Raw genomic sequence first — 11,918 nt, 5'->3', positions numbered from 1 at the left:
TATTGTGTTTCACGGAGAGCAAATGACCATCCCACCGCTACACTTCCCTACCCAAATCCGCAAGCGAGACGGCGCCGTCAAACCGTTCGACGCCACCCGTATCGAATCGGCCATGCAGCGCGCCGCGCTGGCCAGCGGCGAATTCGATGCTGGCACTGCCCATCTGCTGACATGGAACGCGGTCCTGCCCACGCTGTCCGCACTGTGCACCGATACCCCCGGCGTCGAGCAGGTGCAGGATGCCGTGGAGGCAGCCCTGTTCGAGGCCGGCCACCGCGCGACCCTGCGCGCCTATGTCGTCTATCGCGAGCAGCACCACAGCCTGCGGCGCGACCGTAAAAGCCTGATCGACGTCGAGGCGTCGATGAACGAGTACCTGGAGCAGCGCGACTGGCGCGTCAACGCCAATGCCAACCAGGGCTACTCGCTGGGCGGGCTGATTCTCAACGTCTCCGGCAAGGTGATCGCCAACTACTGGCTCGATCACGTCTATCCACCCGCCGTCGGCGCGGCCCACCGCAACGCCGACCTGCACATCCACGACCTCGACATGCTGGCCGGCTACTGCGCCGGCTGGTCGCTGCGCACGCTCCTGAACGAAGGCTTGAACGGCGTGCCGGGCAAGATCGAATCGTCACCGCCCAAGCACATGTCGAGCGCCATCGGCCAGATCGTCAACTTCCTCGGCACCCTGCAAAACGAGTGGGCCGGGGCCCAGGCCTTCAGTTCCTTCGATACCTATATGGCGCCCTACGTGCGCGCCGACGCCCTGAGTTACGAGAGCGTCAAGCAGTACATCCAGGAGCTGATCTACAACCTGAACGTGCCCTCACGCTGGGGTACGCAGACGCCGTTCACCAACCTCACGTTCGACTGGGTGTGTCCGGAAGACCTGCGCGAGCAGGTGCCGTTCATCGCCGGCGTCGAAATGCCGTTCACCTACGGCGATCTGCAAGTGGAAATGGACATGATCAACCGCGCCTACATCGAGATCATGATGACCGGCGACGCCAAGGGCCGCGTGTTCACCTTCCCGATCCCGACCTACAACATCACCGAGGACTTCGCGTGGCACAGCCCGAACGCCGAGCTGCTGTTCGAAATGACGGCGCGCTACGGCCTGCCCTACTTCCAGAACTTCCTCAATTCGGAACTGAAACCGAACATGATCCGCTCGATGTGCTGCCGCCTGCAGCTCGACCTGCGCGAACTGCTCAAGCGCGGCAACGGCCTGTTCGGATCGGCCGAGCAAACCGGTTCGCTCGGCGTGGTGACCATCAACTGCGCCCGCCTCGGCTACCTGCATGCCGACGACGAGGATGGCCTGTTCGAGGCGCTCGACCGCCTGCTCGACCTTGGCCGCGACAGCCTGGAAATCAAGCGCAAGGTGATTGAGCGGCATATGGACAATGGCCTGTTCCCCTACACGAAGCGCTACCTGGGCACCTTGCGCAACCATTTCTCGACCCTGGGCGTGAACGGGGTGAATGAAATGATCCGCAATTTCACGTGGGGCGAGCAGGATATCGCCAGCGAATGGGGCCATGCGTTCGCCTTGCGCCTGCTGGACCATGTGCGCGCGCGCATGCTGGAATTCCAGGACCAGACCGGCCATATGTACAACCTGGAAGCGACGCCCGCCGAAGGCACCACCTACCGTTTCGCGCGCGAAGACCGCAAGCGCCATCCGGACATCCTGCAGGCCGGCACCGATGCCATGCCCTACTACACCAACTCCTCGCAACTGCCGGTCGGCTTTACGGACGACCCGTTCGAGGCGCTGGAACGCCAGGATCCGCTGCAGCGCAAATACACGGGCGGCACCGTGCTGCATCTGTACATGAGCGAGCCGCTGTCCACGGCCGACGCCTGCCGCCAGCTGGTGCGGCGCGCGCTAAGCCGCTTCGGCCTGCCGTACATCACCGTCACGCCCACGTTTTCAATCTGCCCCAAACACGGCTACCTCGGAGGCAGCCATCCGTTTTGTCCCAAATGCGATCTCGATCTGATCGCGCGCAAGCAACGCGAAGTTGCGTAACCACCCAAGGAGTAGTCCATGTCAGACCTGAGCCAAGCCGTTTTCTTCGTTCCCCAAACCATCACCCTGAGCGACGCCGAGCGCCAGCCCTGCGAAGTCTGGACCCGCGTGATGGGTTATCACCGCCCTGTGTCGTCCTTCAATACCGGCAAGAAGGGCGAGTTCCACGAGCGTACCTGGTTTACCGAGCGCGCCGTTGCGGCGCGCGGCTAGCATGGGTGCCGGCGAGCTGCGGGTGGGCGGCATCACCGCCTTCACCGCGACCGACTTTCCCGGCAAGCTGGCGGCCGCGGTGTTCATCCAGGGATGCCCGTGGCGCTGCGGCTACTGCCACAATCCGCATCTGCAGCTGCGCCAGCACGGGCCGCTGACGTGGGCCTCGGTCATGGCGCTGCTGGTGCGCCGTGCCGGTTTGCTCGACGGCGTGGTGTTCAGCGGCGGCGAGCCGACCATGGATCCGGCCCTGCCGGACGCCATGGCGGCCGTGCGCGAGTTGGGGCTTGCGGTCGGCCTGCACACGGCGTGCATCTACCCGCGCCAGTTGAAGGCGGTGTTGCCGCTGGTGGACTGGGTGGGGTTCGATATCAAGGCGCCGTTCGACGCCTACCAGCGCGTGACGGGCGTCTTCGGCAGCGGCGAGCCGGCCCGCGCCTGCCTGGAGATGATCGTCGACAGCGGCGTGCCGCACGAATGCCGGACCACGCTGCATCCGGCCCTGCTGTCGGAGGCCGAGGTGGAAGGCCTGGCGGGCACGCTGGCCGATGCTGGCGTGCGCAATTACGCTATCCAGACCTTCCGGGCGCAAGGCTGCGCCGATGCGGGCCTGAATGCGACCGCCGGCGTAGTGATGGGCGAAGCGGCACTGGCGCGCATCGCGGCGCGCTTCGAGAGCTTCGTGCTGCGGCCTGCCTAGTCTGGCCTATTCCGGCCTATTTCTGCGCCGTCGTTTCCACGCCATGGCTGCAACTGGCCGAAACGACGCGCTCTTTTCTCAATTGCCCGACATCGCTGCGCAGCTGCGCCGTCAACTCCGCGGCGTGCTCGCGGTCGAAATCGGCATGCATCCGCTTGCGCACCCCAAGTTCATTGAGCATCACATGCTAGTCCGGCACCACGCCTTGCTGCGCCAGGCACTGGCGCGCGCAGGCCAGCGGACAGCCGTCGATGGCCAGTACCGGGCGGCCGGAACGGGCCAGCTTGACCAGCGGCGCAACGCCCCCGCCCACGCCGGCGATGCACGACATTTCGGCCGCGCCGCTGCGGTCGAGCGCCAGCGCCAGATGGTTGGCCATCTGCGCCGCGCTCGAACAACCCGAACATGAATACACCAGCGGCAGCGCCGCCCTGTCCGCATCCATCATCACTCTCCTTCAGTTGGAGGCAGCCCAGCGCCAGCGCGCCGGCAGCAGGCGCTCCGGGTCGAACAGCGCCACGTCGATCGCGTCGATCGTGTTCTTTACCAGCAGCCCCAGTTCGGTATCGCCTTCCATGGTCAGGCGACGCGAAAAAAACAGGGTGTCCGGATCTTCGCGCCGCTGCGCCAGCAGCAAAAAGTCGCGCGCGCTGGCGCCGATCGACAGGTCGGCCTTGCCGGCCCCCGACAGGGCGACAAAGCGCGATCCGCGCCAGCTCACATCGAAGCGCACCCCGGCGTCGGTGACGCCGATGCTGATCGAGCGCCCTTCCAGTGCGGCGCGCACGTCGCCCGGCAGTTGCGGCCCGAGCACGCGGCTCAAGCCGGCGGCGAACAACAGCGAGCCGGGAAAACGCGGCAGGTGGCCAAGCGCCCGGGCCAGCGGCTTCGGCAGGATCGGATAGACGGGCGCTTTCATGCCGCCTCCCGCCTGTCGAACGCCATGCCCGGCTTGCCATGCCAGTAACCGTCGCAGGGCGCCGCCGGCATCAGCGGCGCCAGGCCGGCCTGCGCCTGCGCGCCGCCGATCTGGCCCAGGCGCGCCCGGTCGAACAAGCCGACGATGGCTTCGGTATGCTGCGCCTGGGGACTGATGCGCATCACGTCCGCGCCCATCGCTTCCATGTCGGGCATTTCGCCGAGCAGGTTGTACACCAGGTGCGACTGGATCTGGGTGCCGTTCAGGATCAGGAAGGTGTCGGCGTCGCGCGTGCGCAGCTCCAGGCCGTCCGGATGCGCCATGCAGCTGAACTGGCAGTCATCCTTGCCCAGGTTGCGGTGGCGCGCCGTGAAGCAGCGCGCGGAAAACGCCAGCGGCATGCGCCCGTAGGCGAACACCTCGGTTTCCAGTCCCGCCGGGCGGCTTTGCAGCATCGTCGCCAGCGCAGCGCGGCCCATTTCGAGCGGCATGACCCAGCGCCGCGCGCCCAGCTGCGCCATCAGGGCCACGCTGTCTTCGTTGTACAGGTTCAGGTGCGGCCCGGCCACAAACGGCAACGCGCCATCGAGGCAGTGCACGGCGCCGATGTCGTTCGCTTCGACCGCGAAGCGGCCGTTCGATGTCAGCTTGCGCAGGTTGGTCAGGTCGCTGCCCGATTCGAGCAGCGCCTGGGTCGACAGCACCACCTCCTTGCCGGCGTCGGCCAGCATGGCGGCAAGCGACAGCCAGTCGGGCAGGCGCAGCTCGTGGCGCCGCGAGCAAACCGTTTCGCCCAGGTAGACAATATCGACCGCGCTTGCCGCCACCGATTCGTAGAACGCCATCATCGTATCGCGCGGCCAGTAGTACAACACCGGACCGAGGGCCAGTTTCATCATAGTGCCTCCCTTACTTCCATGAGCGGTGGTAGGCGCCCAGCGTATGCTGCTGCCCCTCTGCCACCTTGTTCAGATCGGCCATCCAGGCCTGCTTGGCCGAAAAGCGCTTCGGACTGGCGCGGTACTGGTCGATTGCCTCGCGCCATACGCGCGTTACCTGCGCCACGTACGCGGGACTGCGCTGGCGCCCTTCGATCTTGATCGCGCTCACGCCCAGTTCAATGAGCTGCGGCAGCAGCTCCAGGGTATTGAGGCTGGCCGGTTCCTCGATGGCGTAAAACTGTTCGCCGGCGACGTCGAAACGGCCCTTGCAGAGAGTCGGATAATTGGCCTGCTCGGCGTCGGCGTAGCGGTCGATCAGCACGCCGTTGAGACGCGACTCCAGCCCGGCCGGCGTCTGCTGCCAGCGCACCGCCTTGGCCGGCGAACACACGCCGTGCGTGTTGGGCGACTCGCCCGTGGCGTACGACGAGAGCGCGCAGCGCCCCTCGACCATCACGCACAGGCTGCCGAAGCCGAACACCTCAATCTCGACCGGCGTGTTGCGCACCACCTGCTCCACCTGCGCCACCGACAGCACTCGCGGCAGCACCGCGCGCGCGATGCCGAAATGGCGGTGGAAAAAGTTGATGGCCTCGTAGTTGGTGGCCGAACCCTGCACCGACAGGTGCAGCCGCAGCGCCGGATAGCGCTCGGCGGCGTAGCGCATCAGTCCCGGATCGGCCAGGATCACGGCGTCGATGCCGGCGCCGGCGGCGCGGTCGATGGCGCGCCGCCACAGCGCGCCGGCGGCCGGTTGCGGATAGGTGTTCAGCGCCAGCAGTACCTTGCAGCCGCGCGCGTGGCTGTAGGCGATGCCCTGTTCGATCGCGGCCTCGTCGAAGTTCAGGCCGGCGAAGTTGCGCGCATTGGTCGCGTCGCGAAAGCCGAGGTAGACGCAGTCGGCGCCGTTGTCCACGGCCGCCTTGAGTGCCGGCAGGCTGCCGGCCGGGCACACCAGTTCAAACGGCGTGGCGCCGTCGGAAGTATTTGACATCATGTTCATTCGTCGTAAGGTGGGGCCTGCACTGTAGCCCGACGGCATGCCGGAAATCTTTGACCTGCATCAAGGATTTTCGGCATGCGAAGCGGCGACAATGACCCCATGGACAAACAGCAGGAGAACACGATGGAGACTATCGGCAGCTATCTCGAAGCCGACCATGTTCGTTGCGATGCGCTGTTCGCAAGCGCGCGCCACGCCGTGCGCAAGGGCTCGTGGCGCGAGGCGGGACACGCCTTCGCCACGTTCTGCCACGCGCTCGAACGCCATTTGCTGATGGAGGAACGGATCGTGTTCCCCGCTTTCGAGAACGCCATTGGCGCGGCCAGCGCGCCCACCGCATCGATGCGCAGCGAGCATCTGCGCATCCGCGGCGTGGTGCAGCGCCTGTCCAATGCGCTGCGCGGGCGCGACACCGAAGCCTTCCTCGATCATGCCGACACCCTGGGCATTGTGCTGTACCAGCACAGCGAAAAGGAAGAAGGCGTGCTCTATCCGATGATCGAACGCGTACTGGCGCCAAGCTGCCACAAGCTGGTGGCGGCCATGCAGGCCTTCGGTGCGATGGACGACATGGCCAGCGCCGCATGAACGCCGGCACGCCCCACATCCACCACATCGACGTGCGCGGCCTGGAGCCACCCGAGCCGCTCGAGCGCGTGCTCGACGCGCTCGAGACGCTGCCGGCCAGCGACCACCTGTGCATGCTGATCGAACGCGAACCTCGCCCGCTGTACCGCATCCTCGCGCACAACGGCTATGGCCACAGCACCACCGTCTTGCCCGACTATCAATATGAAGTGCGGATCTGGCGCCGCGCGCCGGACGCCTGACGCATGCAGCGCACCATCTCGCTCGAACAGTCGCCGCCGCTCGGCGCGGTGCTGCGCTACTTCCTCGCCACGCCGGTCTTCGCGCTGCTGGCCGGCGCGCTGCTGCTGTGGCAAGGCGCCCCGGCGCTGGCCTCGCGCTGGTCGCCCTCCACCCTGGCGCTGACCCACCTGCTGACGCTTGGTACGCTGGGCATGGCCATGGCCGGCGCGCTGATCCAGATCCTGCCCGTGGTGGCCGGCGTCACGCTGCCGCGTGCGCGCATCCTCGGTCCCGGCGTGCACGCGCTGCTCGCAGGTGGCACGGCGGCGTTGGCGGGCGCTTTCCTGTTCACCCGCCCATGGCTGTTCCAACTGGCGCTGCTCCTGCTGCTGCCCGGCTTTACGTGGCTGATCGGCGCACTCACGGTGGCCTTGTGGCAGATGCCGCCGCCCGGCGCCCTGCCGATGACGGCCACGGTCAGGCTGGCCCTCGGCAGTCTGCTTGTCACCGTGTGCCTCGGCGCGCTGCTGGCGGGCGCCTTTGCCTGGCCGGCATCGGCCGCGCTGCTGCCGCTGATGCTGGCCACCGACGTGCACGCGCTGTGGGGCGTGTTCGGCTGGGCGGGATTGCTGCTCGTTGGCGTGTCGTTCCAGGTCGTGCCCATGTTCCAGGTGACGCCCCTGTACGACAAGCCGCTGCCGCAGGTGCTGGGTGTGACGATTTTTCTGCTGCTGGTCGTGTGGACCGTGAGCGCCGCGGCGCTGCGCGCGCGCCTGGCCTGGATCGACACCCTTGCCAGCGCGCTGCTGCTGACCGCCTACGCGCTGTTCGCGCTGGCCACGCTGCGCCTGCTGGCGCGCCGCAAACGGCCGCAGGCCGACGCCATGACCCTGTTCTGGCGCCTCGCAATGGCCAGCATGCTGGCCTGCGCGGCACTGTGGGCGGCAGCGGCGCAGGTCGCCGGCGATGGCCGCACCATGGCGATGGGCGTCCTGATGCTGGCCGGCTTCCTCTACTCGACCATCAACGGCATGCTGTACAAGATCGTGCCATTCCTGCTCTGGCGCGACTTGCAGGAGCGCGCCGCCGACGGTCAGCGCGTGCCGGCGATCAAAACGCTAATCCCCGACCAGGACGCGCAGCGCCAGTTCTGGCTGCACGCGGCGGCCCTGGCCTTGCTGGTGACGGCCTGCTGGTGGCCGGCGCTGCTGGCGCGGCCGGCGGCCGCGGCGATGTGCCTGTCGGCCGGCTGGCTGTTGCTGAACCTGGCGACTGCGCTCAGGCGCGCTTGCAACGCAGTCGCCTCCGGCCCGGCGCGCACGGCCCCATGGCCGACGTCCTGATCGGGATGGCGTTACCGCCTTGACGAACACCTCATAAACACATACCTAAGCTTCCCTTAGCCAAGAGCTGTGCGGCAATCGTGTCGCACCGGAGCTTCGTCGGCAATGGCAGCTATATTCCCGATGGAACGATCCTGCCGGAACGGGTACTGGTCGGCGTGCACACCCATGCCCCGAAGAACGAGCGCATGGAAAGCGGCGACACCTGGCTCGGCTCGCCGCCGATCCACCTGCCGGCGCGCGAAAAGGTGGCGGCTACCCGGAATGGCTGACCGACCGGCCGTCCGCGCTGTGGCGCATCGGACGCACGCTGGTGGAAACTTTCCGCATTGTCGCGCCGCATGCCTTGGTGATCGCGGTCGGCTACACCGTCGTGCTCGACCTCATGCCGCTTGCCGCTGGCGGGCCGACGACCGATATTACCGAGTTCGACTGCGTGTCGATTGGCGATTACAGCGAGCTCAACGCCTTCGCCTGCCCACAGACGCACCGGTATGAAGACCGGGTGATGAAGATCGACCATGTGGAGATCGGCAGCAAAGTGACGATGGGACCCCGCAGTGCCGTGCTCTACAGCGCCAAGGTCGGCGACAACGCCCGCCTGGGTCCCTTGACCCTGGTCATGAAGGGAGAACATATCCCCAAGGGGACCAGCTGGGCGGGCTGCCCGGCGGCCCCGGCGCGCCCTTGAGCGCCTCCACAACCGGGGTCAGACCTCAATTAAGAAATGTTGCTCAATTGAGGTCTGCCCCCCGTGCGATCCATGTCATGCGCGGCCGGTAAAAACGAGGCTGGCTACCAGCGCATCGGCCAACTCAACCACCACGGCATGCCGCCTGCGCGCTTCCGAACGCTTTTTCGACTGGATCTGCTCCATATCGGGTTCCTGCACCGGCTCGCACGCAAGCCCATAATCGCCATCGGCACGACGTTCGGCGCCCAGCTCATTCCACATCTGGTCGTAGTCGGCCAACACCTTGCCGCGACGAATCGCGCCGTGCACCACGCGGTTCGCATTCCCGACCAGCCGCACGCGGCCGCAACCGAAGGCATACCCGAGCTGCCGCACCAGGGTCACCAGTAAATGCTTGGGCCGCACGCCGTGCAACTCGCGCGTTGCTGTGCGGATCGATTCAAGCCCATCGCCACCCTTGGGCCCCTGAATGCAGCCGATACACACAATCGCCGCCCCAGCCTCCTCCGCAAACGTGAACGCCAGCGAGAACACCGGCGTTCCACTTTCGCACAATTGCAGCACCAGCTCGCCTTCGCGTTCCATGGTGGACACGGCGCGCAACTGCAGCTCGTACACGGTGCCGGTTTTCCCCTCAACCGATCCGAGCGGCACGCCGGCGCGCGCGGCGGCGACGATCATCGGCCCCAGCCCGCGGCTGAATACGAAGCCGTAATGAATCGCCAGCACGCGCAGACGCGCTTCCGCGCACAGCACATTGCTCATGTAGGGGCGATAAATCTTGTACAGCAGCTTGGGGGAATCGCGGACCAGGTCGCAAAACACCGGATGCGCGTTCAGTACGCGCAGCCATTGCCCGGTAACACGGCGGTGGAATAGCGCCCGCGCATGCAGCTTGAGCCGTTCACGCCAATATTGCGACGTGGGCAAACTGGCCGGCACGCCCGAGCGCAACGTGATCGACGGCGTCAGGAAAAATGTCTCCAGCCCCCCTGCGAGAGGGCCTTCTTGAAAATTCATTGCGCACTCCGGAGGGCAATCTGAACAATGCAACAGTTGGCTTGTCGTCCGAACACCACCATCGCACTAATTGCCTATTGTAAATTAAAATAACCGTAGTAAATACATTTTATTTCCTGATGCACACATAAGCATAGACGCACGCTAATAGCTCCATGGAATTGATCCACGCTGAATGCACTGCCAATGCGATATTTCCACGCAGCATTTCAAGTAAAATGACCACTTTATCCGACCGGTCTGCAGGAATGCGTTTTCACCACACTGACATTACCCTCCTGCCGCCGTATGAACGCCTGTTCGGCCCCGTCACGCAGGCAAGAATCATTCGTCTGTGCGTTCTGTACCTGGCGTTGTTCGGCGCCGGATCGGCTTTCCTGTTCCTGTCGCACCAGGAGAACCTGCGCATCTTCGGCATGGGATTGATCGTGCCCGGGGGCGGCTTCCTGGCCCACGCCGACATCTGCACACAGAATGGCATCGGCCACCTGCTCGCCGCTCTCGCCGGTGTGGCCGCTTTTGGGTTTTCGCTGATGATCTGGTTCGGCACGGGCAATATCCTTGCGCCTCCCCTGGTCTGGCTGGGACTGGCCATCGGCGCGGCCACCATGCGCCATGGCGCGCTGCGCGAATCCACCGTCGGCATGGTCTTTGCCGGTCTGGCGCTGGCGATGAGTGCCACGGCGGTCGCCATGGCCGCCTGGTTCGCGCTGGGGCGCCGGCAAAGGCGGCTCGACAATGCTTATCTGGCCAGCCAGACCGGCCGCCTCGGCCTGATCTTCGACGCCGGCATCGCCCCCGCTCGCGCAGCCGAAATGTCGCTCGAACACCTCCAGCGCCTGCGCTTCGCGCTCGATCGCGCCCTGCAAGCGCTCGACCAGTTCAACGGCTTCGAAAAAATCGACCAGTTTCAAACCGCCGCCACCCGCTATCAGCTGAACTTCCTGGCGTACGGCGTGGCGCTGACCCAGGCGCGTTTCACGCCGGCCTTTCGCGGCTACATGCACGACGCCCAGATCGCGCTGCTCGACAAACAGGCGCAGCACCAGGTCTGGTCGTACTGGAAGCTGGAAAACCTGTGGGGCAACCTGCGAGCCGATCCCGACCCGGTGGCGCGCGAAAACATCATGTACACCGGCTTCGTGGCGTTGCAAATGGCGCTGTTCGGTGCCAGCACGGGACGCCGCGACTTTTCAGAAACCGGCCGTTTTACACTCACCCACCCGTCGGGCAAACGCTACGCGCATGATGCCGCCTCGCTGGTGGGGCGCCTTGAGCACGAGTACAGCACCTCGCCCTACTATCTGATCGCGTGCGAACCGAATTGGGTCTACCCGCTCTGCAATACCATCGGCGCGAGCGCCATCATGGCGTTCGACGCCCAGCATCAAGAGCAGCGCTGGGCCGCCCGCGCGCAGGACTTCCGCCATCACCTGGAAGCCGAGTTCCTCGACGGCTTCGGACGCTACGTCCCCTGCAAATCGGCCCGCACCGGCCTGGCCCTGCCGGCCATCGGCGGCGTGATGCCGCTGGCGATGCCGTGCTTCTTCCTCAACGTAATTGCGCCCGACCTGGCGCGCCGCCAGTGGCTGCTGCTGCGCCGACAGCTGTTCGACCGCAGTGGCGCATTGCGCCGCCGCGCCTTCTGGCCTATCGATACCGGCAACTACGGCTTCTCGCGCGCCAGCGCCTACTGTGCCACCGCCCTGGCGGCCGCGGAACTGGGCGACAGCGCCGTCTACAGCGCTTGCCTGGACGCGCTGGAAAAAGAATGCCCAAGTGTGTTCAAGGATGGCGTGATCCACCGCCGCAAGGCGTCGGTATGGGCCCATGGCGTGGAACTGATGGCCCGTGCCGGCGCGCGCGACGGCTTTCGCGATGTGATCGTCGCCCCGAAACCGGTAACGGGACCGCAGCTGGACAGCCTGGCCTACCCCGCCATCCTGGTCGCCAGCGCCCACGCCGACCACAACGCCCTGCGCGCGGTGCTCTACGCCGACGGCGTCCACGCCATCGGCTTGCGTGGCCTGCAGGCGAACGCACATTATCTTGCCAATGGCATCCCCATCACGGCCAACGCCACCGGTCAGGCGCGCTTCGATTTGGCGCTCAATGGGCGCACAAGCCTGCACGTGCAGCCCCAGGGAGGCGGATAATGGCGTGCTGCGTGCTCATTGCCGCTGTCATCGGCGGCGTAATCGGATTAAAGTCGTGGCTGACACTGGCGGCGCGGCGGC

Annotated in this window: 11 protein-coding genes and 2 pseudogenes; 8 read left to right on the top strand and 5 right to left on the bottom strand. The window is 65.9% G+C overall.

What is annotated here, in order from left to right:
• Positions 1–22 precede the first annotated feature (22 nt).
• A pseudogene (locus RBA40_RS24720) lies at positions 23–2,251 on the top strand (ribonucleoside triphosphate reductase).
• A gap of 1 nt (position 2,252) precedes the next feature.
• On the top strand, positions 2,253–2,951 hold the full coding sequence (locus RBA40_RS24715) for an anaerobic ribonucleoside-triphosphate reductase activating protein (RefSeq protein WP_306650765.1): 699 nt from the start codon (positions 2,253–2,255) through the stop codon (positions 2,949–2,951).
• A gap of 16 nt (positions 2,952–2,967) precedes the next feature.
• Here the strand turns inward: RBA40_RS24715 and RBA40_RS33605 are convergent.
• The 4 genes and pseudogenes from RBA40_RS33605 to ubiU all read right to left on the bottom strand — a co-directional run bounded on the left by RBA40_RS33605 (position 2,968) and on the right by ubiU (position 5,808).
• A pseudogene (locus RBA40_RS33605) lies at positions 2,968–3,396 on the bottom strand (putative zinc-binding protein).
• 12 nt (positions 3,397–3,408) lie between these two features.
• On the bottom strand, positions 3,409–3,870 hold the full coding sequence (gene ubiT / locus RBA40_RS24700; protein WP_306650761.1) for a ubiquinone anaerobic biosynthesis accessory factor UbiT: 462 nt from the start codon (positions 3,868–3,870) through the stop codon (positions 3,409–3,411).
• Entirely contained in the window at positions 3,867–4,766 is a 900-nt protein-coding gene (gene ubiV, locus RBA40_RS24695) for a ubiquinone anaerobic biosynthesis protein UbiV (protein WP_306650828.1), read from the bottom strand. Before ubiV ends, ubiT begins: the two co-directional genes overlap by 4 nt.
• A gap of 13 nt (positions 4,767–4,779) precedes the next feature.
• Complete coding sequence (gene ubiU, locus RBA40_RS24690) at positions 4,780–5,808, bottom strand: ubiquinone anaerobic biosynthesis protein UbiU (protein WP_374710548.1); 1,029 nt, start codon at positions 5,806–5,808, stop codon at positions 4,780–4,782.
• A 129-nt stretch (positions 5,809–5,937) separates the two neighbouring features.
• On the opposite strand from ubiU, the gene RBA40_RS24685 reads away from it, so the two are divergent.
• From RBA40_RS24685 to RBA40_RS24665, 5 genes are all read left to right on the top strand, one after another.
• A complete protein-coding gene (locus RBA40_RS24685) occupies positions 5,938–6,402 on the top strand; it encodes a hemerythrin domain-containing protein (protein ID WP_306650759.1) in 465 nt (154 codons plus the stop codon).
• The gene (locus RBA40_RS24680) at positions 6,399–6,644 is read left to right on the top strand and encodes a DUF2249 domain-containing protein (RefSeq protein ID WP_099878723.1); all 246 of its coding nucleotides are present in this window, start codon (positions 6,399–6,401) and stop codon (positions 6,642–6,644) included. Before RBA40_RS24685 ends, RBA40_RS24680 begins: the two co-directional genes overlap by 4 nt.
• A gap of 3 nt (positions 6,645–6,647) precedes the next feature.
• The gene (locus RBA40_RS24675; RefSeq protein WP_306650758.1) at positions 6,648–7,967 is read left to right on the top strand and encodes a permease; all 1,320 of its coding nucleotides are present in this window, start codon (positions 6,648–6,650) and stop codon (positions 7,965–7,967) included.
• Between the two features lie 80 nt (positions 7,968–8,047).
• Complete coding sequence (locus RBA40_RS24670; protein ID WP_306650756.1) at positions 8,048–8,239, top strand: hypothetical protein; 192 nt, start codon at positions 8,048–8,050, stop codon at positions 8,237–8,239.
• Positions 8,240–8,280: 41 nt separating this feature from the next.
• A complete protein-coding gene (locus RBA40_RS24665; RefSeq protein WP_306650754.1) occupies positions 8,281–8,658 on the top strand; it encodes a hypothetical protein in 378 nt (125 codons plus the stop codon).
• 75 nt (positions 8,659–8,733) lie between these two features.
• On the opposite strand, the gene RBA40_RS24660 is transcribed toward RBA40_RS24665, so the two are convergent.
• Positions 8,734–9,681, bottom strand: coding sequence for a DUF535 family protein (locus RBA40_RS24660; RefSeq protein ID WP_306650752.1), 948 nt, complete (start codon positions 9,679–9,681; stop codon positions 8,734–8,736).
• A 248-nt stretch (positions 9,682–9,929) separates the two neighbouring features.
• Between RBA40_RS24660 and RBA40_RS24655 the strand changes: the two genes are divergently transcribed.
• Positions 9,930–11,837: a linalool dehydratase/isomerase domain-containing protein gene (locus RBA40_RS24655; RefSeq protein WP_306650750.1), complete on the top strand. Its 1,908-nt coding sequence runs from the start codon at positions 9,930–9,932 to the stop codon at positions 11,835–11,837.
• The last annotated feature ends 81 nt before the right edge of the window (positions 11,838–11,918 follow it).

The organism is Massilia pseudoviolaceinigra, from assembly GCF_030846505.1.
Classification (GTDB): domain Bacteria; phylum Pseudomonadota; class Gammaproteobacteria; order Burkholderiales; family Burkholderiaceae_D; genus Telluria_A; species Telluria_A violaceinigra.
The sequence above is the reverse complement of the archived record's forward strand: the minus strand, read 5'-3'. Positions and strand labels throughout refer to the sequence as shown.